Raw genomic sequence first — 26,129 nt, forward strand, 5'->3', positions numbered from 1 at the left:
AAGAATATGCACATCCGAAGAGCCGCGTACGTAGCTGTACATGTCCGATTGCTAGAAGAGTAGCGACATCGAAGAGCTCAGCGTACCGAGCTGTACACGTTCGATGTCAGGACGTACGAGCTGTACATCGACGATGCTCAGACGACGAGCTGTACATCGATCGATGCAGACGTACGTAGCTGTACATCGATCGATGCTCAGACGTACGTAGCTGTACATCGATCGATGCTCAGACGTACGTAGCTGTACATCGATCGATGGCTCAGACGTACGTAGCTGTACATCGATCGATGCTCAGACGTCCCGGGTCGGCACCGGCCGTTGGTCAGCCGACCAGGCCCGCCTTCAGCGCGGCGCCGATCCGCACCGCGCGGCGCGCGGTGAGCGCGCACGCGCCGAGCGCCACGGCGTCCGGGGCGATCTCCCCGTTGTTGCTGGTGTGCGAGGCGCCGTACGGGTTACCGGCGATGAACTGGCTGGTGTCGGTGTACGCGGGCGTGACCACGATGCCACCCCAGTGGTAGAAGACGTTGAAGAGCGAGGTCAGTGTCGTCTCCTGCCCGCCGTGCGCGGTGGCCGTCGAGGTGAAGGCGGAGTAGACCTTGTCGGCCAGCGCGCCCTGCGACCAGAGGGGACCGGTGGTGTCGATGAACTGCTTCAGCTGCGCGGCGACCATGCCGTACCGGGTGGCGCGCCGAAAAGCACCACGTCGGCCCAGGCCAGGTCGTCGACCATCGCCTCGGGCACGTCCTGGGTCTCCAGGTGGTGCGCCTGCCAGCCGGAGTTGGAGCGGATCGCCTCGTCCGGCGCCAGCTCGCGCACCTTACGCAGGCGCACCTCGGCGCCGGCGTCGCCGGCGGCCTCACACACCGCCTGCGCCATCTGGTAGGTGATGCCGGTGGCGCTGTAGTAGATCACCGCTACCTTGGTCTGGGCAGCCATCAGATGTTCCCCTTCTCGTCTGAGTCAGCTCCCGCGACTACCCGTGACCTGCGGCGACAAACGCCAGCGGGGCTCGCCCGCGCGTACGACGGGCTCAAGTTTTCCGCAAGTTCCCGGTCGTCTGGACCTCGCGACCGTCGCGGACGGCGATCCTGATGTCACCGGTGCCGACGGAAGCCATCCGCCGCCCCGCACCGAAAGCCTGAACGGGGGATCGCGCTCCGCCGGCAGCGTCGCTGGCGCAGCGCGATCAGGGGACCGCCCAGCCGACCACCGCGTCGCTCAGCGGACCAGGGCCGCCATCAACCGCTCCAGCTCCGCCGCCGGGTCGGCGGTGAGCCCGGTGTGCACGGGCCCCGTCTGGACCATCGTGCTGCGCGGGGCGGCCAACCAGTGGAAGCGTTCGCCGAGCCGCATCCGGGTCGCTGGCCCGTCGCCGGAACAGGTCCGGTCCCACGAGTCGAGCACCGCCGCCACCGCGGGCAGGTCGACGTCGGGCGCCAGCGCTCTGACCCGGTCGGCGTCCAGGTGGGTACGCGCGGCCAGGAAGTCACGCTGCTGGCAGTAGAGCAGCACCCCGACGTTGATCTGCTCGCCGCGCTCGATGCGGGGCACCAGCCGGATCAGCGCGTACTCGAAGGGATGCCTCACGCCACGCTCCCTGTCGGCAGCCAGTCCGCCGGCCGGGCGACCCGTCGGGACAGGTGCGCCACGTACGCGGCCCGCGCCTCGTCGGCGGAGTCGAAGTCGGCGGCGGTCAACCACTCCGCCGGCACCAGTGCCAGCACCTCGGTGAGCAGTTCCGGGGTGACCCGCGGGGCCAGCTCGGCGTCGGCCTCGGCGAGCCGGTCGGCGTACGGCGCGAGCACGTGATCGTCAGCCCGGTAGGCCCGGTGCACGGCGGCTTCGGCGCGGGGCCAGTTGTGGTGGAAGTACAGCGACGCCCCGTGGTCGATGAGCCACAGCTGCCGGTGCCACACCAGCAGGTTCGGGTTGCGCCAGCTCCGGTCGACGTTCTCCACGTACGCGTCGAACCACAGCACCCGCGACGCCAGCATCGGGTCGACGGGGTGCGCGACCGGGTCGAAGCCCAGCGCGCCGGGCAGGAAGTCCATCCCCAGGTTGGCGCCGCCGCTGTTGCGCAGCAGCTCCTGCACCTCCTGGTCGGGCTCGGCCCGCCCGATCACCGGGTCGATGTCGAGCACGACCAGCGGCGGCACGCGCAGCTCCAGCCGGCGGGCCAGCTCACCGCAGATCACCTCGGCGACGAGCGCCTTGGGCCCCTGCCCGGCGCCGGAGAACTTCGCCACGTACGTGCCGAGGTCGTCGGCCTCGACGACGCCCGGGAGCGAGCCACCCTCGCGCAGCGGGGTGACGTAGCGGATCGCGGTGACCTGGCGGAGCACGCCGCCCACCCTACTGTGATCTCCGATGGCGCCCGCCGAAAGTGCCGACACCTGGTCACCGCTGTCGCTCAAGGCCCCGTAGGAGCAGGGCGACCAGTCGCCGGGGGTCGTAGCGGGGGTCGGTGTCGCCGCCGATGCAGAGGTTGCCGATGCCGCGCATCAGTTCGAGCGCGCCCGTGCCGGGCGTGATCTCGCCGGCGTCGACGGCGGCGTCGAGCAACTGGGCGCACACGGGCACCAGGTGGTCGAGGAAGTAGGTGTGCAACGCGTCGAAGCCGCCGGTGTCCGACCGTAGCGCGTTGGCAAGCCCGTGTTTCGTGACCAGGAAGTCGATGAAGAGGTCAACCCACTGCTGGAGCGCGGCGAACGGGGAGTCGACGCTGGCCAGCAGCGCGGGGCCGGCGGCGGCGCAGGCCTCGACCTGGTGGCGGTAGACGGCGACGACGAGATCCGCCCTGGTCGGGAAGTGTCGGTAGATCGTTCCGATGCCGACCCCGGCCCGGGCCGCGATCTCCCGGATCGGGGCCTCGACGCCGGAGGTGACGAACACCGCGGCGGCGGCGGCGAGCAGCGCCTGCTGGTTGCGCACCGCGTCGGCCCGCTTCCCCCGGACCGGTGCCTCCCCGGGCAGGCTCGTAGCGGACACCACTGCTCTCCTCCCACCCGGCGGTCACCGCTCCCCATATTAGTGGAGCGGTGATCCGCTTCGAGCGTACCCGTCGGGTGTCAGTCGAGCTTGTCGCGCAGGTTGTCGACCTGCTGCTGGAGGCGGTCCACCGCGCCCTCGTTGTTGAGGAACGTGGTGAGGCCCGCGGCGAGGCCCAGGCCGATCAGCACCGCCAGGATGCTCAGTACCAGGCCACCGATGGCCACGCCCCGACCGGTCACCCCGGGCCGTTGGCTCATCTTCAGCCCGACGATGCCGAGGATGATCCCGATGATGCCCAGCACCAGTCCGAGCCAGGCCAGGATGGCGGTCAGCACGCTGAGCAGGCCGGCGACGCCGAAGACCAGAGCGAAGGTGGCGGCCGCGCTCGTCTTCGCGCTGGTGTCCCCCCGATGGGTCCGGGATCCGGCCGGTGCGCCGGCACCCCGGGCCGGCTCGCTTGCGGCGGTCATGAGACTCCCTTCCGCACGCGCGGCGCGCGTACTCCGGCGGGCCGCTTTCCCACGACGGCCACTGTTACGCCTCACGTTGGCACGATCTGTCGGTGGTGGGCCCTAGGCTGGCGGCCCGGTCACCGGAAAGGGGCGTGGCGATGCCTGCCGACCTCAGCGCGGCCGAAGCGCTGGCACTGCGGATGACCAGCCTGCTGCTGCACCCCCACCCGGGCAGCCAGCCCGGTGCCGTCGCCGAGGTGGTCGAGTGGTTCGGCGCGATGCAGGCTCAGGATCTGGCCAGCGGGCTGTGGTCGCTGGGCGCCCGACTGCCCGGGCGCGGCATGGCCGACGTGCAGGCGGCACTGGAGCGGCGCGAGGCGCTGCGCACCTGGCCGATGCGGGGCACCGTGCACCTCGTCCCACCGGCCGACGCGCGCTGGATGCTGGAGCTGACCGGCGTCCGCTCGCTGGCCGGCGCGGCGACCCGCCGGGCACAGCTCGGGCTCACCGAGGTCGACGCCGACCGGGCGTTGGACGTCCTCGGTGCCGCGTTGGCCGGGGGCGGCCGGCTCACCCGGGCGCAGTGCCTGGCCACCCTGCGGGAGGCCGGGCTGGGCACCGACGGCCAGCGCGGCTACCACCTGCTGTGGTATGCGAGTGTGCGCGGCGTGACCTGCGTGGCACCGAACATCGGCGCCGAGCAGACCTTCGCCCTGCTCGACGAGTGGGCGGCCAGCCCCCGCCGCCTGGAACGGGACGAGTCCCTCGCCGTGCTGGCCCACCGCTACGTCCGCGGGCACGGCCCGGTCACCGACCGCGAGTTCGCCGGCTGGACCGGCCTCACCCTGACCGACGCGCGGCGGGGCCTGGCCGCCGCCGGTGCCGCGCTGAGCACGGTGCGGGTCGACGGCGAGTCGATGTACGTCGACGCGGCGCTGGCCGACGCGCCGCGCGCCCCGGTCGACGAGATGCTGGTGCTGCCCGGCTTCGACGAGTACCTGCTGGGCTACCGGGACCGCACGCTGATGCTCGACCCCGCGTACCAGGCGGCCGTCGTGCCCGGCAACAACGGGATCTTCCAGGCCACCGTGGTCCACGCCGGCCGGGTCGTGGGCGTGTGGAAGCGCCGGATCGGCCGATCGGCGGTCACCGTCACGATCCAGCCGTTGGCGCCCCTGGCCGCCGCCGGGCGCGCCCGGGTGGAGCAGGCCCTGGGCCGGTACGCGGACTTCGTCGGGCTGCCGCCCCGCTTCGAGTGGCCGGCCTGACCGGGCGTCAGCCCTCGGACGGGCGCGCCGGTCGTGGCCGGGCCTCCGACAGCAGCGCGGCGATCCGGGCCACCCGCGGGTCCGCGCGGATCTGCGCCACGGTGGCCGGCAGCGGCAGTCGCCAGTTCGGATACTCGTCCACGGTGCCCGGCATGTTGGGCTGGCGTACCTCGCCCAGCACGTCGTAGAGGGAGACGCCGAGCAGCCGGGTCGGGCTGGCCGCGAGCGCCGCGTGCATCGCCACCACCGCCTCCTCGTCGTCCGGCGGCAGCTCGGTGTCCGGCAGCAGACCCTCGGCGCGCAGCATCGCCAGCAACCGCTGCCGCTCCTCGGCGGCTCGGGCCCGCTCCACGGCCGTGTCGGTGCTGAGCAGCTTCAACTCGTCGCGTACCCGCACGTGCTCGCCGGTCAGGAAACCGGGCGCGGTCGGCAGGTCGTGGGTGGAGATCGTGGCGAGCGCGTTGCGGGGCCACCGGCTGGGCGGGACGAAGTCGCCGTCGTCGTCGCGGGCGAACCACAGCACGGTCGAACCGAGCATGTTGCGCCCTCGTAGCCCCCGGGTCACCACCGGCTGGACGGTGCCCAGGTCCTCACCGACCACCACCGCGCCGGCCCGGTACGCCTCCAGGGCGAGGATGCCCAGCATCGCCTCGGCGTCGTAGCGCACGTAGGTGCCCTCGGCCGCGCCGGCGCCCGGCGGCACCCACCACAGCCGCCACAGCCCGGCGACGTGGTCGACCCGCAGGCCGCCGGCGTGCCGCAGGGTCCGCCGCAGCATGTCCCGGTACGCGGCGTACCCGGTGGCGGCGAGCCGGTCCGGTCGCCACGCGGCGAGCCCCCAGTCCTGCCCGAGCTGGTTGAAGTCGTCCGGTGGGGCGCCGACCCGTACGCCCTGCGCCAGCACGTCGGCGAGCTGCCAGCCGTCCGCGCCGCCCGGGTCGATACCGACGGCCAGGTCGTGCACCACGCCGACCGGCATCCCGGCCGCCCGGGCCGCCGCCGTGACCGCGTCGAGCTGCTCGTCGCACAGGTGTTGCAGCCAGGCGTGGAACGCCACCCGGTCGGCGAGCTGGCGGCGCTGCTCGGCGACCGCCGGCGCGTCGGGGTGGTGCAGCTCCGCCGGCCAGGCCCGCCAGTCGTTGCCGTGCCGCTCGGCCAGCGCGCACCAGGTGGCGAACGAGGCGAGCGCCGGGTCCGCGGCAAGGTCCACCGGCTGGGCGTACGGGTGCAGCAGCTCCAGGGCGTGGCGCTTGGCGGCCCACACCTCGTCGTAGTCGATCAGGTCGCCACGGTCGGGGCGGAGAGCGTCGACGACCGCCCGGGTCGCCGGTTCCGCCGCCCGGTACGCGGCGGTGTCACCGACCCGCAGGTAGAGCGGGTTGACGAAACGCCGGCTGGCCGGTGAGTACGGTGAGGCGGCCACCGGGTGCGACGGCCCGACCGCGTGCAGCGGGTTGAGCAGCACCAGCCCCGCGCCGTTGGCGCCGGCCCAGCCGGTGAACTCGGCGAGGTCGCCGAGGTCGCCCATGCCCCAGGAACGCTCCGAGCTGAGGGCGTAGAGCTGGAGCATCCAGCCCCAGGTGCGCGGTGGCACCGGCAGCCGCCGGGGCACCACGACGAGCGTCACCTCCCGCCCGGCGCAGGCCAGCCGGTGCCAGCCCAGCGGCAGGTCCCCCGGAAGCTCACCGTCGACCGGCCGCCGGGCACCGTTCTCCAGGGTCACCACGCCCGGGCCGGGCAGCGCCCGGGTGGCGCCGTGGGTGAGCACCACGGTCTGCGGCAGCGCGGCCCGGTCGACCGCGCGGGCGGCCGCGAGCGCGTCGGCGACGGCGGCCGGGCTGGTGGCGTCCACGCCGAGCAGGCCGAGGACGCCGACGACGGTTTCCGGCGCGACCTCGACGCGGCGGTGCCGCCAGTCCTCGTACCAGGTGGACACGCCGTGCGCGTTGGCCAGCGCGGCCAGTCGTCGATTCATCCGTCCCCCGCTTCACGACGCGACCTTCGACCACCTTGCCACGACCCGGCGCGCGCCGCAGGACACGACGGGGCCGGCGGGCGAAACCCGCCGGCCCCCACCACGGTGGACGCTGTCAGTCGGCGAGCGCGCCGGCGGCCCGGCCCTCGTGCAGCGTGAGGTTACGGCCGGTGGCCGGGTCGAACAGGTGGATCTTCTCCAGGTTGAACCAGACCCGGCGGGACTGCCCCTCGGCGACCGGGGACTCGGCGGACAGCCGGGTGACGAGGTTGCCGCCGGTACCGGCGAAGTCGGCCGCGCCCGCGTCGGCGGCCAACTCCTCCAGTTCGGCGGCGCTGGCCCGCTCCCCCTCCACGGTGAAGTAGACGTACTTGTCCGAGCCCATCGACTCGACGATCTCCGCGGGCGCCTCGAACTCCAGGCCCCGCCGGCGGGTGTCGTCGTCGACCAGCTCGGCGTCCTCGAAGTGCTCCGGTCGGATGCCGAGGATCAGCTCGCGGGGCGCGTCGGCCGCCTCCAGCTCCCGGCGGACCCGGTCGCCGAGCGGCACGTCGCCCAGGGCGGTGTGCAGCGCGCCGTCCTGCACGGCGGCGTGCAGGAAGTTCATCGACGGTGAGCCGATGAAGCCGGCCACGAAGAGGTTGCGCGGGTGGTCGTACAGCTCCTGTGGCGGGCCGACCTGCTGCACCGCGCCGCCCCGCATGATCACGACCCGGTCGCCGAGGGTCATCGCCTCTGTCTGGTCGTGGGTGACGTAGACGGTGGTGGTGCCGAGCTGCTTCTGCAACCGGGACACCACCGTGCGCATCTGCACCCGCAGCTTGGCGTCCAGGTTGGACAGCGGCTCGTCCATCAGGAACGCCTTGGGCTGGCGGACGATCGCCCGCCCCATCGCCACCCGCTGCCGCTGCCCACCGGAGAGATTGGCGGGCTTGCGGTCCAGCAGCGCCGTCAGCTCCAGGACCTTCGCCGCCTCGTCGACCTTCTGGTTGATGGTCTCCTTGTCCAGCTTCGCCAGCCGCAGGGGGAACGCCATGTTCTCCCGCACCGTCATGTTCGGGTAGAGCGCGTACGACTGGAACACCATGGCGATGTCCCGGTCCCGGGGGGCCTTGTCGTTGACCCGCTGGCCGCCGATGCGCAGTTCGCCGGAGCTGATGTCCTCCAGGCCGGCGATCATGTTGAGGGTGGTGGACTTGCCGCAGCCCGAGGGGCCGACCAGGATCACGAACTCGCCGTCGGCGATCTCCAGGTCGACGTCCTGCACGGCGACGGTCCCGTCCGGGAAACTCTTGCTCACCTTGTCGAGCACGATGTCAGCCATGACTACTCACCTATCCCTTGACTGCGCCGGAGGTCAGGCCGGACACGATGCGGCGCTGGAAGAAGAGGACGAACAGGATGATCGGAATGGTGATCACCACGGCGGCGGCGCAGATCGCCCCGGTGGGGTCCTCGAACTGCGACTCGCCGGTGAAGAACGACAGGGCGACCGGCACCGTACGGGCGCGCTCGGTGGAGGTCAGCGTGATGGCGAAGAGGAAGTCGTTCCAGCAGAAGATGAAGACCAGGATCGCGGTGGTGAACAGACCGGGCGCGGCCAGCGGGGCGATCACCCGGCGGAACGCCTGGCCCTGGGTGGCGCCGTCCATCTTCGCCGCCTTCTCCAGATCCCACGGGATCTGCTTGAAGAACGCCGACAGCGTGTAGATCGCCAGGGGCAGCGCGAAGGTGATGTACGGCAGGATCAACCCCGGCCAGGTGTCGAAGAGGCCGAGCTGCCGCTCGATCTCGAACAGCGGTGACACCAGCGACACCTGCGGGAACATCGCGATCAGCAGGGAGACGCCGACCAGCAGCCCCTTGCCGGGGAAGTCCAGCCGGCTGATCGCGTACGCGGCCATCGCGCCGAGCACCACCGCGATGAGCGTGGCGATCAGGGCGATGCCGATCGAGTTGATCAGTGCACGGACGAACTGGTCGGTGTCGAAGATCGTCCGGTAGTTGTCCAGCGTCCACTCCCGGGGGATGAACTTCCCGTCGGTGAGGGTGGCCGGCGTCTTGAACGACAACGAGGCGATCCACAGGACGGGGATCAGCGCGAAGACGACCACGAGGACGTCCAGCAGCCCCCAGCGCAGCTTTGCCCGCGTGGTGGTTTCGACAGCCATCTCAGCGCCTCTCCCCGTCGTCGCTGCCGGGGGCAGCGGTACCGAACAGCTTCACGAAGACGAAGGCGATGATCGCCACGGTGATGAAGATCAGCACCGACATCGTCGAGCCGATGCCGAGGTTCAGACCCCGGATCAGGTTGTTGTAGGCGAGCATCGACACCGACGAGGTCTCGTTGCCGCCAGCGGTCAACACGAAGATGTTGTCGAAGACGCGGAACGCGTCCAGGGTGCGGAACAGCAGCGCGACGAGGATCGCCGGCTTCATCACCGGCAGCATCACCTTGGTGAACTTCTGCCAGGCGGTCGCCCCGTCGGTGGAGGCGGCCTTGAGCAGGTCCTCGGGGACCAGTGCCAGCCCCGCCATCAGCAGCAGCGCCATGAACGGGGTGGTCTTCCAGATCTCGGCGAGCATGATGATCGCCAGCGAGCTGGCCCGCTCGGTGAGCGGCGCGCCGTCGCTGAAGAGGTTGGCCAGGTAGCCGGTGCCGGGCGTCCAGGCGTACCGCCAGGAGAACGCGGCGACCACCGTGACGATGCCGTACGGGATGAGCGCCGAGGTGCGTACGATGCCGCGCCCGACCAGCGCACGGTGCATGATCAGCGCCAACCCCATGCCGAGCACCAGCTCCACGGCCACGGTGACCACCGTGATCAGCATGGTCACCCCGAACGCGGTCCACCAGAACTCGTTGGTGAGCACGGTGACGTAGTTCTCCAGCCCGATGAACTCGCGCTGGTCGGGAAAGCGCAGGTCGTAGCGCTGCAACGACAGCCAGACCGAGTAGATGATCGGGTACGCGGTCACCGCGACCATCACCAGTGCGGCGGGCGCGCAGAGCAGCCAGCCCAGTTTGCGTTCGGCCTTCTTGTTCTCGCTCAGCGGCGTCTTGCGGCGGCCACCCCGTTGGGTGGGTACGGTGGCGGGCCGCTCCGCCTCAGCACTCACCTCGGCGCCAGCCGGCGTGGCGTTGATGCTCATGGCAGCACCCCCTTCGACTGGAGTGCGTCGGCGATCGCTCCGCGCAGCTCGTCGGCGGTCTGTTGCGGACGGATCGCGACGGCGGCGACAGGATCGCCGACATGACGGTGGAGATGCTCTGGTACGCGGGGGTCAGCGGCCGGGTGGCGGGCTCCTTCAGCTCCTCCAGGATGGTTTCCTTCATCGGGTACGCGTCGGCCATCTCCGGGTCGTCGAAGACCGCCTCGATGGTCGGCGGCACGCCGTCGTTGATGGCGGAGAACTTCTGGTGCTCGGCGCTGCGCAGGCACCGGGCCGCCTCGAAGGACAGCTCGGGGTGCCGGGAGAAGGAGCTGACCGCCAGGTTCACCCCGCCGATGGTGACCTTGCTGGGGGTGCCCTCGTCGACGCCGGGCACACGGGCCCAGCCGACCTGCTTGGCCAGCTCCGGGTTGGCCTCTTGCAGCGCCGGATAGACGAACGGCCAGTTCACCTGGAACGCGCCGGAGCCGGACTGGAACTCCAACCGGACCGGGTCCTCGGTGGCGTTGCTGAACGACGGCGAGGTCACGCCCGACGTGGCGAAGCGCTGCAACTGCTCCAGCGCCCGGACCGTGCCGTCGTCCATCACGGCCTTCTTGCCGTCGTCGGAGAGGATCTTTCCGCCGGCGCTCTCAGCCAGGGTGTTGTAGAGCACGACCAGGCCCTCGTACTGGGCGCCCATGGTGAGCACCTGGTACGGCTTGCCCTGGTCCTTGAGCTGCTGGGCCGCGCTGATCATCTGGTCCCAGGTGGTCGGCGGCTGCGGCACCAGGTCCTTGCGGTACCAGAGCAGTTGCACGTTGGTGTTCTTCGGCGCCGCGTAGAGCTTGTCCTCGTAGCGGGCGGTGTCCAGCGGCCCGGCGAGGGTGCCCTGCTCGACCTCGGCCTTGTCCTGGCCGGTCCACTCACGGATCCAGTCGGCGCTGGCGAACTCCTGGGTCCAGGTGACGTCCAGACCGAGGACGTCCATGCCGGTGTCCTCGGCGGCCAGTCGACGCACCATCTGCACCCGCTGGTCGTCGGCCTGACGCGGCAGAACCCGGTAGCTGATCTTGTACCGACCCTGGGCCTGCGCGTTGCAGTCGTCGACGACCTTCTGCAGGTTCTGCTCGGGCGGGTAGTACAGGTTGATCGTCGGCGTACCGCCGCCACCGTCGTCGGTGCCGCACGCGGCCAGCGGCGCGGCCAGTGCCAGCGCGGCAGCCGCCGCCCCGAGCCGGACAACCGGCCGACGCCGATGTCGAGCCGTTTCGGGGTCTGTCATCGCCCTCCCCCTCTCTTCGGCGAAAACCGGGGAGGGCATCCGTGCCCCGGCGCACGCGAGAGGTTTCCGAGCCTGTGAACTGCGGAAACGCTCCGGCCCGGATGCTCCGTGCGGCTACACTGCCCCACCTGCGAAGGTGCGAAACCTGGCTGCGGGCAACGTCAGCCCCGTGCCCTCGCCCAGGAGAGGAAGCGCTCGGTCATCCTGGCCGGCGGGTGGTCCGGGTGGAGCTGGGTGAGCTGGGTCGTCGCCTCGTGCATCAGGGTGCCGAGATAGACGAGCAGCGCCGTCCGGCTGGTCCGGTACTCGGTCAGCAGGGCGAGCTTGGCGGGCTGGCAGGGCCACTCCCCGCCGCAGTTGCGGCACCGCCACAGCGGGCGCATGGCGACGTGCGGGACGGGTGGACGGACCACCATCACAGCCACCGCATCGCGTGCCGCGCGTGCCGGTCGTCCAGCTCCATGAACCAGGCGAAGCGCTTCAGCACGACGTGCGGCGGTGGGCCGTCCGGTCGCGCCGCCAGGTCGCGGATCGCCGCGCCGGCCATCAGCAGCAGGAGGTGGACCAGCGTGGCCGTCTGGAGACCCGGCGGCGGGATCTCCCGAAAGGTCGGACAGGGCCAGGGCTCGCCGCACCCCTCGCAGTTCCACTCGGGAGCAGAGCCCAGGTGCCCCTGCGCGTAGTTCCGCACGTTCATGAACATCGCCACCCTCCATTCGCCCGCTTCGGCGGCGGACCCGCCGCCGGTGACAGTGTGGCGATGACACGACTACTGTCGATACGCACTCGCGTCATCCGCGCAGCTCAGCGGCCCAGGCGAGCAACCACGAAGGACACGCCGATCCAGGGTGAGTAGAGGTTGGGGAATTGATGGGGACCGTCACCGACTACGTGCTGGAGGAACTCCGCCTGTTCCGGGCGGGTTTCGGGCTCAGTCAGGACGACTTCGGCAAGGGCATCGGTTATTCGGGCTCGCACGTCAGCTCGGTGGAGACCGGCGGACGACCGCCCACGAAGGAGTACATGCGGGCGATCGACGTCCACCACCGGACCGGCGAGCGCTTCCAGCGAATGCTGGAGAGGTTGGCCCGGCTCGACGCCGAGCCGGCCTGGTTGCGCGAGTGGATCGAGTTCGAGCGGGAGGCGACCACGCTGCGCTGGTTCGAGCTGTCGTACGTGCCGGGCCTGTTGCAGACCGAGCGGTACGCCCGTGCCACGCTGGCCGGCGGGCGGTTCGATGCCGAGGACGTCGACCGCATCGTCGCCTCCCGGTTGGAGCGGCAGGCGATCCTGCAACGCCCGCGCCCGCCGCAGCTCATCGCCGTCCTGGACGAGGCGGTGCTCCGCCGGCCGGTGCTCGACCAGCCGGGGCTCATGATCGAGCAGTGCGAGCACCTGGCCCAGGTGGCGGCGGCGGAGCATATTCAGGTGCACGTCGTCCCGACGGATGCTGGGATGTACCTGGGGATGGGCGGCCAATTCATCATCGCCGAGATGCCCGACGGCGAGCGGGTGGCTTACGCCGACAACCAGCTCACCGCGCAGATCGTCGATGCGTCGGCCGACGTCGCTAAGCTGGCGAAGACCTGGGAGATCGTGCGGAACGAGGCGCTCCCCCGCCGGCAGTCAATCGAGCTGATCAAGGAAGTGGCGAAGTCATGGACATGCTGACCCCCCAGTGGCGGAAGTCGACCAGGTCCGGCGGCAACGGCGGAGCCTGCGTCGAGGTCGCCGACAACCTGCCGACCGTGGTGCTCGTACGCGACACCAAGGACCGCGACGGCGGCACCCTGCACGTCGACCCGGCGGCCTGGAAGGCGTTCGTCGGTTACGCCAAGCAGCACCGACCGTGATCGCACGCTTCAAGGATCTCTGCCTGGACGCCACGGACCCGCTCGCCCTGGGCGGCTTCTGGGCCCGGATGCTCGACGCCGACGTGGCCGACGCCGGTGACGGCGACACCCGGGTCGACCCCCGTTCCGCGCGCTCGGACGCCGAGTCGATCTGGGTGAACCGGGTGCCCGAGCCGCGGGTCGGCAAGACCCGCGTACACCTGGCTCTGCGCCTGGCCGGCGCGGACCCGGCGGTGCTGCTCGCGGACGGCGCCCGGCTCCTCGCCGAGCCGGCCGGCCAGGCCACCTGGTGGGTGCTGGCCGACCCGGAGGGCAACCCGTTCTGCGCGTTCCGAGCTCGGGAGGGCACCCGACCCGGCCCGTTCGAGTTGGTCGTCGACTCGGCCGACCCGGCCGCGCAGGCGACCTGGTGGGCCAGCGTGGTGGGTGGCACCGTCGAGCACGAGCCGGCCACCTCTTCCGTGCTCGGCGCGTCCGGGTTCCCGTGGGACTACTGGGTGTTCAACGCGGTGCCCGAACCCAAGACGGTCAAGAACCGGCTGCACTGGGACGTCGAGATGGTCGACCCGGAGCCCACCGCGCTGCTCCACGCGGGCGCGACCCTGCTGCGGGAGCCGATCGACAAGGACCACGACTGGTGGGTGCTGGCCGACCCGGAGGGCAACGAGTTCTGCGCCTTCGCGCCGCGTCCCACCGGGTGAACGACCGACTACCCAGCGCGGGCGGCGTCGGCTAGCGTTTTTCCCAGCACCGCAGCCAACGCGTTCGCCGCCGCCGTCGACACGCCTCCGGCCGACCCCAGCCTGCCCGATCGGTTGGTAATCGCGGGAACGTCCCACCGCCGCTCCCCCGGTTCGGCAGGATCGTCCCAACGAGGAGGTGCCGTCGTGCAGGACACCCGCGCTCTCGCCCTGACGTTCGAGGTGAGCGGCCTGCCACCGGTCAAGACCGAAGCGTTGTCCATCTTCGCCGCCGGGCACCGGCAGGCGACGAGGGTCCGCACCCTGCTCCAGGCCGCCCTGACGGCGGCCCAGCGCACCGGCTGGACGCCGCTGCCCGGGCCCATCGAGGTGGACCTGGTGCTGCGCTGCCCGCCCGGGCACCGCACGTCCGACGCCAGCACCCTGCTCGGCGGCGTCTGCGCGGTGTTGCAGGACAAGAAGCGCGTGTCGAGCATCGGCCTGACCCACCTCGGCGTCCTGGTGGACGTCGCCCTCTACGACGACGACCGGCAGATTCGCCGATTGTCGTACCACGAGGAGCCGGCGGAGGACTTCTCGTACCAGGTGCGGGTCGCCGCCGTACCGTCCGGGGTTTGACCGACGGCCGCGGTGGGGTATCGCGGTCGCCGACGAAGGGAGCACCGATGTCGGAGCCACATGTCACGCTCGACCCGCGCGGGCTCGACCCCGTGCAGCAGAAGCTGCGCGGCCCGCTGGAGGACCAGCTGACCTCGGCGCTCCAGGCGGCCATCGACCGGGTGCGCGCCGACTACGGCGGCGAGCCGGTCGAGCAGGTCTGCCAGCGACTGCTGGACGAGACCCGCTCCGGCTTGCATCCCGACATCGCGGCCGGCTTCAACCCCGACATGGACGAGTTCTGCCGGGTCGCCGTGGCGATCGTCCGCGGCGACGCGTCCTGAGCCGGAGCGTCGCCGCCGGCGGAGATCAGTACCGGCCGAGCTGCGCGTACGGGCTGAGCACGATGCGCGGCGACATCGTCGGGTCCAGCCAGTTGAGCACGTCGAGCAGGTTGTCGTGGGCGAGCGACACGCAGCCGGCGGTGGCGTTGCCGGCGCTGGTGCTGAACTGGTGCAGGAAGATGCCGCTGCCCGCGTTCGGCACCGGCGTCGGCGCGTTCGGCGGCATGTTGTAGGTGATCACCGCGAAGTGCGTGTACGCGGGCACCTCCTGCCACAGGGCCTCGCTGTAGCCGCCCGGGTTGGTCGAGCTGTGCTGGAAGGTGTTGTACCGCGATGACGACGGGTTCTCGTTCCACCAGTCGCCACTGACCACCCGGTGGTACGGATACCGCACGCCGGGGTTCGCGGCGATGCCGTACATGGTGGGGCCGATCGAGTAGACGCCGGTGGGGGTGGTCGGCACGCCCTCCACGTGGTTGTCGCTGAAACCCTTGGAGCCGATCCGGGCGGGCAACGACGCCGAGGCCGGCTGCCAGCGGCCCCTGACCCGCACGTACGCCTCAAGGGTGGCGTAGGTGGTGGTGTAGCTGGTGCTGTGGACGACGATCACCTGCTTGGTCTGCGTCGGCAGGGTCGTCAGGCCGGCGGCCAGGTTGCGGCGCGGTGTGGTCGGCCGGGTGGAGTGGGGCACCGGCGCGGTGCCCCAGGCCGGTGCCGGGCGCGTCGCGCCGAGCGCGGGTGCGGTCGGGGCGATCAGGGCCGGTGCGGCCAGGCCCGCAGCAGTGCCGACCAGGAGGGATCTGCGCTTCATTCCGTCATCCTGACAGTCGACCCGGCGCACGGTCTGCCCCGCTCGCCGGGGATGGTCGATATCTGGGCCGGGTCAGGACCGGGTCCGCAACTACCCGGCCCTGACCCTCGGCTGTCCGGCATGGGAGCGGGCAGCTCCGGTACCGCGCCGCGCGGGCGTGGCACGCCGCCACGCGCGTAACGGGAGAGCCGACCGCCGCGCACTCAGCTCCACGGTGCCCACCCGCCGAACGCCGCCGCGCCCCCGGCACACCCCGAAGGGCCGTGAGCGCCGGCCCAGGTTAGGTGGGCTCAGACGGGCCGGACAAGCCATGTCGGACGATCGACGGCGTGACTGATCTCAAGGTGAAAATCGGGCATGTCGGCGTAACGAGACCATGATCGCTGACGCTGTTCGGGTTCGTACGGTCAGAAGTGCCGCAGCAGGTCGCGGAACGCGGCGAGCCGCAGCACCCCGGCGTCGGTCGGGTCCAGTTCGTCGTCCTCCAGCACCCACGTGTTCTCGTTCGGAATGAACACCGCGTTCAGCCCGGCCGCCCGCGCCGGCAGGATGTCGGACCTCGGGGAGTTACCGATCATCCAAGCGTTGGCGGGCGTGAAGCCGTGCTCCCGGATCAGCCACCGGTACGTGTCGACGTCCTTCTCCGCGACGATGTGCGCCGCCCGGAAGTGGTGCAGCAGGCCGCAGGCGTCCAGCTTGCGCTGCTGCTCGACCTGGTCCCCCTTGGTCAGCAGCAGCAGCTCGTGCCGGCCGGCCAGCTCGTCGAGCGCGTCGGCCACTCCGGGCATCAGCTCCACCCGGTGCTCGACCAGGGCCAGCGCCAGCCGGTCGATGTCCTGACGTTCGGCGTCGGTCGCCGGTCGCTCACGCAGCCGCTCCAGGCACTCCGCGAGGCTTCGCAGGAAGACCTTGCTGCCGTAACCGTGCGCCGTCGTGTTGGCGCGCTCGATGTCGTCGAGGACGGCCCGCAGTTGCGCCCGGTCCAGAGTGGGGTGGTCGAGCCATTCCAGGAAGTCGTCGATCACCCGCTCGAAGACGACGTTGTTCTCCCACAGGGTGTCGTCCGCGTCGAAGATCAGCACCTGCGCCCGACGACGGGCCGTCCCGTCCACCGTCATACCGCCCCCCTCGCGATCATGCTCGCCGCGGTCCGGAACTCTAGGGCATGTCACCCGACGCACCCAGTGGGTTTCCGCCCGCCGGGCAGGGCCACCGCAGCAGCCTCTCCGCGATCATCGCTTCGCGTTCCTCCTGCCCCTCGGGTCGCAGCCGGCCGCCCCGGGTGAGCATCACCACGCCGTGCAGCAGGCTCCAGCCCACCTCGGCGAGGGTGTCCAGGTCGCGCCCCTCGGCAAGCGGGGCCAGGGCCGCCCGCAGCTCGGTGAAGACCGCCCGCGGCGCGGCCGGAACGCCATCGACGCCGAGGGCCAGGTCGGGGGTCAGCGCGAGCATCGCGTCATAGACCTCCGGATTGGCGTACGCGAAGTCGAGGTACGCGGCCGCGACCGCCGGCCAGGCGCCCTCGGGTTCGTCGGTGCTCTCCGCGTGCGCCTCCGCCAGGTCAGCGGCCAGGTCGGCGAAGGCGCACACGGCGACGGCGGCGAGCAGCGCCTCCAGATCGGCGAAGTGCCGGTAGATGTCGCCGAGGTCGATCTCGGCCCGCTCGGCCAGCCGGCGGGTGCTCACCCCCGCCCAGCCCTCCGTCTCGGCCAGCTCTCGCGCGACCGTGACGATGAGGTCGCGCCGGTCCTGTTCGGTGGCCTTCTCGGCAGGTCCGGGCACGCACCCGAGCGTAAGGGCGAACACGCGCCGCAGTCGTCCGGTGACGGATTGGTGACTGTCGGCGCGGGTGGCCCGAGCGGCCCACACGTGCCACCCCCGTGCCCGCCGGGGCTACGGCGGATCACTCAGCGCCGGTCTCGTCAGCGGGTCGGGGATCGCGTAATTCAGCGACGATCGCTGCCGCCATCGCCGCCGCCACCGAGGCGACGACCCGTCGATAGTGCGAGCGATGCTTCGCCAGCCAGTACTGCTTGATGACGCTCACGAGGGCGGCGGTCACCTCCTCGCCGGGACGCGACAACGCGGCACCGATGCGGTTCGCCCAGGCGGGGTTCGCGAGTCCTTCCCTCACCAGGCGTTCAATGGTTTCGAAGTCGAGGACGTCCAGCCGTCGGAACTCCGCGTGCCCGTGCTCCCCGAGAGTTGCCGCCAGGACCGCGCCGACCCGCTCCTCCAGGGAGCTCAGTAGCCGCGTCGCAACTACGGCGGACTCGTCTCCGTCGACGCCGACAATCGTCCTGGCGATAGCGCTGACCCATGCCGCCCAGTCGCCGGCCGGCCGGGGCCAGGTCTCGGCGATCGAGGCATCGACGCCTGCCCGTCGAATGTACGGCCGCAGGAAGGCCAGGTCGAACTGGGTGAACGAGGAGATGAAGTCGTTGAAGGCCGGCTCCCACCCGAAGATGGCAGCGTCGCCGGGCTCAAGGTCGGGCACCGTCTCGCCGAGTGCCTCCAGCCGGGCCACCGCCGCGGCCACCTCGTCGACGTCGTGAAACCCCGGCCCGTCCGCCCAGGCCAACCGGTAGGCGTCGAGCGCGTACGCTCGCGCCTCGTCGGGACGACCGAGGAGAACCAGGCTGTCGGCAACGTATCCCGGCTCGCGCCACCACGGCTCCAGCCGCTCCTCGATCGCCCTGGCCTCGTCGAGGACCTGCGCCGCCTCGGGTCGACGCAACATGGCCGACGCCCAGGCCACGAGCGCCATGCTGTGTGGACATCCCGCGTCGCGACAGAGCCGCACCGCCTCGCTCGCCGCGTCCAGGGCGATCTCCGGCTTGCCCGCCCGCTTTGCGAGGTGGAATCGCAGATTGAGCAGGTCGAGCCGGTAGTAGATGGACCGAACATTCTCCTCGGCACGTGCGAGGTCGTCGAAGGTGAGGGTTCCCAACCGCAGCCGTAGGCGGAGGTCCAGGTGGTCGAGAAGACTGGCGAAATTGCGGTCGTAGGGATTTTCGGGCAGGGCCCTCGCCTCAGCCAGGAGCGCCGCCGCCCTGTCCGGATCACCCAGCCTGAGCGCCTCCGCGGCCCGCCGCGCGGAAATTCGCGCCCTGTCTCCCCCGTCCTCACCCGTCGCCTTCAAAAGCTGCTCCAGCAGCCCGAGAGCCCGCGCGGTACGGGCAAAACGGCCCACCTCGCTCATGTGATGCGCGATGTTGGAGATATGTATACCGACCGATATCGCGTGGCGCTGCGCCAGCGCTTCCACGACCGACTTCTCGTGGTGGGCGAGCGCCTCGGTCATGTTGCCGAGAGCCGCATAGGCTTCGATGAGACACTGCCGAAACCAGTTGCCGGGCACGTCACCCAACGGTTCCAGGAGTTCGACGACGGTCGAGAACGCGCCGAGATCGAGTAGCTGGAAGAAATGCCCTCCCATGCCCCGCAGTGCCGCCTCGATGTCACAGGCGTCGACCAGGGCCCGGAAAGCGGTGATCGCGGGCGCGAGGTCCTCGACCGTGCGCACCTCCGCCGGCGGATGCCACGTGGCGAAGTGGTCGACGATCCGGTTGGACACGTCCAGCCGGCCATCGGCGTCGATGCCCTCGTGCGCGGCGGCTCGGATCACGGGGTGGAGGTCGTACCTGTTGGTCACCCGATCCCACCACAGAAGCCCTCGGTCTTCGAGGTCCCGCAGTGCGTTTTCCAGCTCCACCAGGGCGAGCCGTGTCGCGCGGGAGGCGGACCATCCGCTCAACGCGTCCGCCTGCGCACGGTCGGCGGCCTCCACCAGGTCGCGGGCTTGAGCGTCCCACCGGTCCCGCTCCGCGAGGGCGGCCGCACGCTCCGGCCCGGGTGGCATCCACGTCAGCCGCGGACGGGGTCCGAGCGAGCTGAGGTCGGGAGGGTGACGTCGGGGCTTGGCCGGCAGAAACGGGTTGAGGTCCTGAACGAGGCTCCAGTCGGCTGCGCTGGACAGGGCGGACAGGTACCGCAGAACCCGGGCGCTTCCCTGGTCCAGGTTCTTGAGTGCGGCGGCCACGACGTGCGCGCGCCGGTGCACGAACTCCAGCTCGGAAAGCCGGAAGCTGCCTCCTTGCCGCGGGTCGTTGCTCCAGGCGTCGAAGTCGCCCGGCGCCCGGCGGTAGTTGTTCACCAGCCCGACGACGATCTCGATGACCAGCGGGTGGTAGTCGAGCTTGCTGAAGAAGCGGGCCACCGCCTCCGGGTTACCGGTGACACCGAGCCCTGCGACGAGCGCGACGGTCGAGTCGGGATCGAGCCCGCCGAGCTTCTGCACGGTGACGCCGGGGCTGGGGCGGCCCGCGAGATCGAGCAGCGCATCGGGCGTCAGGCGGGTGGTGATCAGAATGCGCGACGGGCCGGCGTACGAGAGCCGGGTCAGAAGGTCGTAGGCCGCGACGTCGACGATGGCGTTGGGCCGGTTGTGTCCGCTGCGGGCCACGTCCTCGTCGGTCACCTTCGAGGGATCCAGCTGGTGGTACGCCTGCGTGAGTCGTTCCACCCCGTCAAGGACCAGAAGGTAGGGCGTCGACCCCAGCACGTCCTCGACCGCCGTGATGAGCTGGCTCGACGTCAGGGTGGAGGTGTCACGCTCGGGCCGGGCGTACGCGAGGAACTCCACGAGGAAGTGCGTAACCGACGACGACCCCTCGTAGAAGCTCCACCAGAACCGGCCGGCCCAGGACGGGGCGGCAGCGACGGCGCTACCCGTCAACCAGGTCCAGGCCAGCGCCGACTTGCCTGTTCCGCCGATGGCCTCAAGCACCCGTAACGGGCCGCCCACACCGCCACACCAGTCGTCGATGTCGGCGAGCTCTCCGGCCCGGCCGATGAAATGTGCCGCACCCGTGTAACTGGGAAAGGCAACCAGTTTCGGAGCGCGACGCGCGGCAGGACCTTCGGTCGCGGCCCACGATTCGGAATTGACGAGGCTGTCCCGTTCACGCATGAGGGAAACCGCAAGGTCCGCCCGGAAGTCGCCGATATCCCCGAAACGATCAAGCGTGTGTTTGGACGACACTCGGTCGACGAACGTCCGCACCGCCAGCCGGTCCTCATCGGAGCGATCGAGTTCCTTCGGTGGCCAAGGATGATCCGGGTCGACCACGTACGCGAGCACCCGCAGTCCGCCGTCGTTGGCCCAGTCGTACTCGATCTCGGTGTACGACCTCGTCTCGCCCGGCGGCCGCGAGCCGTACCGGTGCCCGATCAGGAGCAACAGCACGTCGCTGCTCGCCACGCCCTCGCGGCAGACCTCCAGCGGCGGGGGCGACTGGGCGCCGAAGTCCTCCATGTAAATCGGCTCGAATCCGACCCGGGGAGCCATCTGGATGGCTGCGCTTCGGTATCGACTCAGGTAACCCTGGGCGCTGCTGATGAACAACCGCGGTCGCCGGCCTGCCATATCGGCAACGGTAGTTGGTGTGCCAACCCGCCAGTCAGCGTGGTTTCAGTCCGAAGTTCCGGAAATCCGGTGGACCAGGCCACCCGTCCGGATCGTTTCGGGTGTCCCGACAATGACCCGCGGCCGGTCTTCAGAAGGCACCCAGCAGCCAATCGGGCTGCGGATTCAGCGACGCGAAGAGATCCCGCGGTGCGTGAGTCAGCGGCGCAGGGTGAGGATCAGGTCGGCGACCAGGGCGGTCCAGCCGGTCTGGTGCCAGGCGCCCAGCCCCGCGCCGTTGTCGCCGTGGAAGTACTCGGGAAAGGCGACCAGGTCCCGCCAGTCGGGGTGGGTCTGGAAGATCCGGCACGCGCCGTAGATTGGCCGCCGCCCCCAGTCGTCCTGGGTGAACAGCGAGATCAGTCGGGCGGACAGGTCGTCGGCGATCTCGTCCAGCGTGCGCTTCACCCCGGAGCGGGTCGGGTACTCCACCTGGAGGTCGTCGCCGAAGAACGCCGCGTAGTCGCGCAGGGCGCTGATCAGGAGGAAGTTCGTCGGCATCCAGATCGGCCCCCGCCAGTTCGAGTTGCCACCGAACAGGCCGCTGGTCGACTCGGCCGGCTCGTAGCCGACGGAGAACTCCTGCCCGCCGAGGGTGACCGAGAACGGTTTGTCCAGGTGCGCGCGCGACAGCGTGCGCAGGCCGAAATCGGACAGGAACTCGTCGGGGTCGAGCATCCGGGCGAGCAGCCGCACCACCTGCTCCGGGCCGACCATGGACAGCAGCCGCTGCTGGCGGCCGTCGGGGCCGAGCCGGCGGGTGCCGATCACCTGGGCGTACTCGGGGCGGTTGGTGAGGAACCAGCGCAGCCGGGCACCCAACTCCGGCAGGCGGTGCAGGGTCTTCGCGGTCAGCCGGGTGGTGGCGGCCAGCGGGAGCAGCCCGACCACCGAGCGGACCTTCAGCGGCACCTTCGTGCCGTCGGCGAGACGCAGCACGTCGTAGAAGAAGGCGTCCTCGTCGTCCCAGAGCCCCTGCTCGTACGCGGCGGCGGCGATGTACGCGAAGTGCTCGAAGAACTTGGTGGCGGTGTCCACCCAGGTCCGGTCGTGTTCGGCCAGCGCGATCGCCATGTCCAGCAGGTTGAGCGCGTACATGGCCATCCAGCCGGTGCCGTCGGACTGCTCCAGCACACCGGCCACCGGCAGTGCCGCCGACCGGTCGAACGGCCCGACGTTGTCCAGTCCGAGGAAACCGCCCTCGAAGACGTTGTTGCCGCCGGTGTCCTTGCGGTTGACCCACCAGGTGAAGTTGAGCAGCAGCTTGTGCATCACCCGGGCCAGGAACTCGAAGTCCCGGCCGCCGTCGATCTCGAACACCTTGAGCGCCGCCCAGGCGTGCACCGGCGGGTTCACGTCGCCGAACGCCCACTCGTACGCCGGGATCTGCCCGTTGGGGTGCAGGTACCACTCGCGCAGCAGGAGCAGCAGTTGGTCCTTGGCGAAGCCGGGGTCGACGCGGGCGATGCTCACGCAGTGGAAGGCCAGGTCCCAGGCCGCGTACCAGGGGTACTCCCACGGGTCGGGCATGGAGATCACGTCGAAGCTGGTCATGTGCCACCAGGCGCTGTTGCGCCCGTGCCGGCGCCCGGCCGGCGGTGGCGACGAGCCCGGATCGCCCTCCAGCCAGCGCTTGACGTCGAAGTGGTAGAACTGCTTGCCCCACATCAGCCCGGCGATGGCCTGCCGGGCGACGAGCGCCTCGTCGGGCGTGGCGGTCGGCGGGATCACGTTGGCGAAGAACCGGTTCGCCTCGGCCCGCCGGGCCCACACCACCGCCTCGAACCCTTCCCCGAGGTCGGCCGGGGGTGGCGGGGCGGCAGCCGGCGGCGATGCGGTCCGGGTCAGCCGCAACCGGATCTGGCGCTGCCCGCCGGCCGGCACGTCGAGCACGTAGTGCAGCGCGCCCTTGGTGCCCTCCCGAGCCGGATTGACGGTGGCCGCGCCGTTGACCACGTGGTCGTTGATGCCGTCCTTCGGGTACGGGGACCGGCCGGGCAGCCCCCAGAGGCGCTCGGCGTTGGTGTCGTTGTCGCAGAGCAGGGGCACCGGGCCGCCGTCGCCCTCCAGCAGCAACTGGCCGAACACCCGGTGCTCGCCGATCAGCCGGGTGCCCTCGCCGGTCAACCGGGGAATCCGGTCGCCGCCGGGCAGACCCCACGACCAGGTGTTGCGGAACCACAGGGTGGGCAGCACGTGCAGAGTCGCGGCCCGATCCCCCCGGTTGGCCACGGTGACCACCATGCACAGGTCGGTCGGGGACGCCTTGGCGTAGTCGACGGTCACCGCCCAGTACCGGTCGTCGTCGAAGATCCCGGTGTCGACCAGCTCGTACTCGGTGTCGTCCCGGCCGCGTAGCGCGTTCACCGCGACGAGTTCGTCGTACGGGAAGGCGGCCTGCGGGTAGTGGTAGCGCCAGCGCATCCAGGAGTGGGTGGGCGTGGAGTCCTCGTACCACCAGTACTCCTTGACGTCCTCGCCGTGGTTGCCGCCGTCGCCGCCGAGGCCGAACATCCGCTCCTTGAGGATGGGGTCCCTGCCGTTCCACAGCGCGAGGGCGAACGCGAAGGTCTGCCGGTCGTCGCAGACGCCCGCCATCCCGTCTTCATTCCACCGGTAGGCTCTGGACCGCGCGTGGTCGTGCGGGAAGTAGTCCCAGGCCGTACCGTGCTCGCTGTAGTCCTCACGTACCGTCCCCCACGCCCGTTCGGACAGATAGGGACCCCATGCGCGCCAATCCTGCCCACCCGAGTCGGCCTGGGCGAGCCGGAGCCGCTCGGGGTCGGGTGGCGAGGCGTCGGAGGACGAACGGTCAGTGATCACCTGCACATCTTTGACGCCGCCGCGGTACTTGACCACAGCGGCCATTCTCGTCGTGGCGTGTTACACCCCGCCGCCGGTGGAGGAAAGTTGATCGACATTCGGTTCGGCCCGCAGGTGTGCGGCGATCTGGGCAGCGCGGCGAGCCGGGAATGGCTGGTGCCCGACGGTGTCGGCGGGTACGCGATGGGCACTGTCGGCGGGTTGCGGACCCGCCGCTACCACGGTCTGCTGGTGGTGCCCGGCGAAACCCCGGCGTCCCGCCACGTGGGACTGGTCAGCCTGGACCCGGCGGTCACCCTGCCGTCCGGCGCGCGGGTGCGGCTCGGGGCGCACGAGTGGTCCTCCGGCGTCGTGGACCCGCGCGGCTTCGAGCTGTTGGAGCGCTTCGACCTGGTCGACGGCCTGCCCCGCTGGCGGTGGCGGATCGGCGCGGTCGTGATCGAACGGGAGCTGGCCATGCTGCCGGGCCGCTCCTGCGTGGCGGTCGTGCACCGGCTGGTCGCCGGCGGGCCGGTCCGGTTGGAGCTGTCCGCCGCCTGCACCTGGCGCGACGCGCACGGCGAACGGCGCGCCGACGGCCCGACGCCCCAGGTCGAGGCGGTGGCCGACGGCGCGGTGGTCGAGGGGGCGTACCGGCTGGCCGGGCCGGGCTGGGCACCGGAGGGGCAGTGGTGGCTGGGCGTGCACCACCGCGAGGAGGCCAACCGGGGTCTGCACCCCGACGAGGATCTCTGGTACGCGGGCCGCTTCGCCGGTGAGCTGGAACGCCCCGGCGACACGGTGTCGGTACGGGCCTGGGCGGGCCGGCTCGACGAGGAGCCTCCGCCCGCCGCGGAGATCGTGGCGACGGCCCGGCGACGCAACCGGCAGGTGGTGGCGACGGCGAAGCCCGCCGACGCGGTGGAGGCGACCCTCGCGCTGGCCGCGGACGCGTTCGTGGTGCGTCCCGGTGGCAGGGCGGTCGACGTGGTGGCCGGGTACCCGTGGTTCGGCGCCTGGTCGCGGGACACGATGATCTCGTACGAGGGTCTGTTCCTCTGCACGGGTCGCGCCGACGAGGGGCGGGAGCTGCTGCGGGCGTACGCGGCGACGCTGTCCGAGGGGATGCTGGCCAACACGGCCGACACCGGGCGGGTGGAGTACAACACCGTCGACGGCACGCTGTGGTTCCTGCACGCGGTGAGCCGACACGTCACCGTCACCGGCGACACCGACCTCGGCGACGAGTTGCTGCCCGCGCTGCGTACGGTCGTCGACGCCCACCTGGCCGGCACCCGCTACGGGATCGCCGTCGACCCGGCCGACGGGCTGCTCACCCAGGGCGCTCCGGGCACCGCGCTGACCTGGATGGACGCCCGGGTGTACGGGGTGCCGGTCACCCCGCGTACCGGCAAGCCGGTCGAGGTCAACGCGCTGTGGATCAACGGGCTGGCCGGGCTCGCCGAGCTGACCGAGCTGGCCGGGCAGGACGCGGCCGAGCTGTGGCGGCGGCACTCGCAGGCGACCGCCTCGTTCCGGGACCGTTTCCCGGCCCCGACGGGCTGGCTGCATGACGTGCTGGACGCGCCGGCGCCGGCGTACCCGCTGGGTGGCGCCGCCCTGCACGACGACGACGCGCTGCGCCCCAACCAGTTGCTGGCGTGGTCGTTGCCGTTCGCACCGCTGGAGCCCGACGAGCAGACGCTGCGCCGGGTCGCGGCGGGGCTGCTCACCCCGCTCGGGCCGCGCAGTCTCGCCCCGGATTCGCCGGAGTTCGTGGGCCGGCACCGGGGTGGTCCCGCCGAGCGCGACGGCGGCTACCACCAGGGAACGGTGTGGCCGTGGCTGCTCGGTCCGTACGTGGACGCCTGCCACCGGGGCAAGATGTCGGTCGATGACGTGTTCATCGGGATTGAGGCCCATCTGACCGAATATGGGCTAGGCTCGGTAAGCGAGACGGCCGACGGCCTCGCGCCGCACTCCGCGACCGGCTGCCCCTTCCAGGCGTGGTCGGTGGCCGAGCTGCTGCGGGTGCGCCGAAAGGGCCAGTAGCGCTTTACACGACCGCAACGGCGGTGTCTCCGCAGGTTATCTCGATCCCGGCAGGATAGGCCCCGATCCAGACGCGACGGCGACATCGGCTCCGGTGTCGGTCGGCGCGCGCCCGGGGACAACTCAAAGGGGGCCGCATGTCACCCGACGCCCACGTGATCGACATCCACCCCGCCCGGCACCTGCGGGTGCTGATGCTCTCCTGGGAGTACCCGCCGGTGCTCGTCGGCGGCCTCGGCCGACACGTCCACGCCCTCTCCGTCGCCCTCGCCACCGCCGGCCACGACGTCACCGTCGTCACCCGCCACAGCGACGGCGCACCCCTGGAGGAATACGCCGACGGCGTCCGCATCCTGCGCGCCCCCGAAGACC

Annotated in this window: 24 protein-coding genes and 2 pseudogenes; 8 read left to right on the plus strand and 18 right to left on the minus strand. The window is 71.0% G+C overall.

The features are described from left to right. Positions 1-325: 325 nt before the first annotated feature. From wrbA to JNW91_RS16400, 5 genes and pseudogenes are all read right to left on the minus strand, one after another. Positions 326-942 (minus strand): annotated as a pseudogene (gene wrbA / locus JNW91_RS16380) (NAD(P)H:quinone oxidoreductase). A gap of 282 nt (positions 943-1,224) precedes the next feature. Next, entirely contained in the window at positions 1,225-1,593 is a 369-nt protein-coding gene (locus JNW91_RS16385; RefSeq protein ID WP_203176177.1) for a DUF3037 domain-containing protein, read from the minus strand. After that, positions 1,590-2,348: a HipA family kinase gene (locus JNW91_RS16390; protein ID WP_203176179.1), complete on the minus strand. Its 759-nt coding sequence runs from the start codon at positions 2,346-2,348 to the stop codon at positions 1,590-1,592. Before JNW91_RS16390 ends, JNW91_RS16385 begins: the two co-directional genes overlap by 4 nt. A 55-nt stretch (positions 2,349-2,403) precedes the next feature. Beyond that, the gene (locus tag JNW91_RS16395; RefSeq protein WP_309244389.1) at positions 2,404-2,994 is read right to left on the minus strand and encodes a TetR/AcrR family transcriptional regulator; all 591 of its coding nucleotides are present in this window, start codon (positions 2,992-2,994) and stop codon (positions 2,404-2,406) included. An 80-nt stretch (positions 2,995-3,074) separates the two neighbouring features. Continuing rightward, the gene (locus JNW91_RS16400; protein WP_203176181.1) at positions 3,075-3,467 is read right to left on the minus strand and encodes a hypothetical protein; all 393 of its coding nucleotides are present in this window, start codon (positions 3,465-3,467) and stop codon (positions 3,075-3,077) included. 140 nt (positions 3,468-3,607) lie between these two features. On the opposite strand from JNW91_RS16400, the gene JNW91_RS16405 reads away from it, so the two are divergent. After that, positions 3,608-4,717 (plus strand): winged helix DNA-binding domain-containing protein, encoded by a 1,110-nt coding sequence (locus tag JNW91_RS16405; RefSeq protein ID WP_203176184.1) that lies wholly within the window; start codon positions 3,608-3,610, stop codon positions 4,715-4,717. Between the two features lie 7 nt (positions 4,718-4,724). Here JNW91_RS16405 and malQ read toward each other — a convergent pair whose 3' ends face one another. The 7 genes from malQ to JNW91_RS16440 form a co-directional block, all read right to left on the minus strand. Beyond that, a complete protein-coding gene (malQ, locus tag JNW91_RS16410) occupies positions 4,725-6,692 on the minus strand; it encodes a 4-alpha-glucanotransferase (protein ID WP_203176186.1) in 1,968 nt (655 codons plus the stop codon). A gap of 115 nt (positions 6,693-6,807) precedes the next feature. Beyond that, a complete protein-coding gene (locus JNW91_RS16415; RefSeq protein ID WP_203176188.1) occupies positions 6,808-8,016 on the minus strand; it encodes an ABC transporter ATP-binding protein in 1,209 nt (402 codons plus the stop codon). 10 nt (positions 8,017-8,026) lie between these two features. Then, on the minus strand, positions 8,027-8,863 hold the full coding sequence (locus tag JNW91_RS16420) for a carbohydrate ABC transporter permease (RefSeq protein WP_203176190.1): 837 nt from the start codon (positions 8,861-8,863) through the stop codon (positions 8,027-8,029). A gap of 1 nt (position 8,864) precedes the next feature. Next, positions 8,865-9,845, minus strand: a complete 981-nt coding sequence (locus JNW91_RS16425) for a carbohydrate ABC transporter permease (RefSeq protein ID WP_238425114.1) — start codon at positions 9,843-9,845, stop codon at positions 8,865-8,867. Beyond that, positions 9,802-11,130, minus strand: coding sequence for an ABC transporter substrate-binding protein (locus tag JNW91_RS16430; protein ID WP_238425115.1), 1,329 nt, complete (start codon positions 11,128-11,130; stop codon positions 9,802-9,804). Before JNW91_RS16430 ends, JNW91_RS16425 begins: the two co-directional genes overlap by 44 nt. A gap of 161 nt (positions 11,131-11,291) precedes the next feature. Beyond that, on the minus strand, positions 11,292-11,546 hold the full coding sequence (locus tag JNW91_RS16435) for a flavin reductase (RefSeq protein WP_203176192.1): 255 nt from the start codon (positions 11,544-11,546) through the stop codon (positions 11,292-11,294). Continuing rightward, positions 11,546-11,833: a hypothetical protein gene (locus tag JNW91_RS16440; protein ID WP_203176194.1), complete on the minus strand. Its 288-nt coding sequence runs from the start codon at positions 11,831-11,833 to the stop codon at positions 11,546-11,548. The genes JNW91_RS16435 and JNW91_RS16440 overlap by 1 nt, the downstream gene beginning before the upstream one ends. A gap of 167 nt (positions 11,834-12,000) precedes the next feature. On the opposite strand from JNW91_RS16440, the gene JNW91_RS16445 reads away from it, so the two are divergent. The 5 genes from JNW91_RS16445 to JNW91_RS16465 all read left to right on the plus strand — a co-directional run bounded on the left by JNW91_RS16445 (position 12,001) and on the right by JNW91_RS16465 (position 14,625). Then, positions 12,001-12,801 (plus strand): helix-turn-helix domain-containing protein, encoded by an 801-nt coding sequence (locus JNW91_RS16445; protein WP_203176196.1) that lies wholly within the window; start codon positions 12,001-12,003, stop codon positions 12,799-12,801. Beyond that, on the plus strand, positions 12,795-12,983 hold the full coding sequence (locus JNW91_RS16450; protein ID WP_203176225.1) for a DUF397 domain-containing protein: 189 nt from the start codon (positions 12,795-12,797) through the stop codon (positions 12,981-12,983). Before JNW91_RS16445 ends, JNW91_RS16450 begins: the two co-directional genes overlap by 7 nt. Continuing rightward, entirely contained in the window at positions 12,980-13,684 is a 705-nt protein-coding gene (locus tag JNW91_RS16455; RefSeq protein ID WP_203176198.1) for a VOC family protein, read from the plus strand. Before JNW91_RS16450 ends, JNW91_RS16455 begins: the two co-directional genes overlap by 4 nt. A 186-nt stretch (positions 13,685-13,870) precedes the next feature. Beyond that, a complete protein-coding gene (locus tag JNW91_RS16460) occupies positions 13,871-14,302 on the plus strand; it encodes a RusA family crossover junction endodeoxyribonuclease (RefSeq protein ID WP_203176200.1) in 432 nt (143 codons plus the stop codon). Between the two features lie 47 nt (positions 14,303-14,349). Then, the gene (locus tag JNW91_RS16465) at positions 14,350-14,625 is read left to right on the plus strand and encodes a hypothetical protein (RefSeq protein ID WP_203176202.1); all 276 of its coding nucleotides are present in this window, start codon (positions 14,350-14,352) and stop codon (positions 14,623-14,625) included. Positions 14,626-14,650: 25 nt separating this feature from the next. Here the strand turns inward: JNW91_RS16465 and JNW91_RS16470 are convergent, their stop codons facing one another. The 6 genes and pseudogenes from JNW91_RS16470 to JNW91_RS16490 all read right to left on the minus strand — a co-directional run bounded on the left by JNW91_RS16470 (position 14,651) and on the right by JNW91_RS16490 (position 23,771). Further along, on the minus strand, positions 14,651-15,436 hold the full coding sequence (locus tag JNW91_RS16470) for a L,D-transpeptidase family protein (RefSeq protein ID WP_203176211.1): 786 nt from the start codon (positions 15,434-15,436) through the stop codon (positions 14,651-14,653). Between the two features lie 407 nt (positions 15,437-15,843). Continuing rightward, entirely contained in the window at positions 15,844-16,554 is a 711-nt protein-coding gene (locus JNW91_RS16475) for an HAD family hydrolase (protein WP_203176213.1), read from the minus strand. 40 nt (positions 16,555-16,594) lie between these two features. Beyond that, complete coding sequence (locus JNW91_RS16480) at positions 16,595-17,218, minus strand: TetR/AcrR family transcriptional regulator (RefSeq protein ID WP_309244390.1); 624 nt, start codon at positions 17,216-17,218, stop codon at positions 16,595-16,597. A 121-nt stretch (positions 17,219-17,339) separates the two neighbouring features. After that, complete coding sequence (locus JNW91_RS16485) at positions 17,340-20,567, minus strand: hypothetical protein (RefSeq protein WP_238425116.1); 3,228 nt, start codon at positions 20,565-20,567, stop codon at positions 17,340-17,342. Between the two features lie 42 nt (positions 20,568-20,609). After that, positions 20,610-20,864: pseudogene (locus JNW91_RS33950) on the minus strand (DUF4062 domain-containing protein); the annotation flags it as partial. A 198-nt stretch (positions 20,865-21,062) separates the two neighbouring features. Further along, positions 21,063-23,771 carry an MGH1-like glycoside hydrolase domain-containing protein gene (locus tag JNW91_RS16490; protein ID WP_203176219.1) on the minus strand — a complete coding sequence of 903 codons (2,709 nt, stop codon included), beginning with the start codon at positions 23,769-23,771 and terminating at the stop codon, positions 21,063-21,065. Positions 23,772-23,813: 42 nt separating this feature from the next. Here JNW91_RS16490 and JNW91_RS16495 point away from each other — a divergent pair, with 42 nt between their 5' ends. After that, a complete protein-coding gene (locus tag JNW91_RS16495; protein WP_203176221.1) occupies positions 23,814-25,757 on the plus strand; it encodes an amylo-alpha-1,6-glucosidase in 1,944 nt (647 codons plus the stop codon). 137 nt (positions 25,758-25,894) lie between these two features. Next, on the plus strand, positions 25,895-26,129 hold a 235-nt coding region (locus tag JNW91_RS16500; RefSeq protein WP_203176222.1), incomplete at its 3' end, for a glycogen/starch synthase.

The sequence above is a fragment of the Micromonospora parastrephiae genome, assembly GCF_016802865.1.
GTDB classification, from domain to species: domain Bacteria; phylum Actinomycetota; class Actinomycetes; order Mycobacteriales; family Micromonosporaceae; genus Micromonospora; species Micromonospora parastrephiae.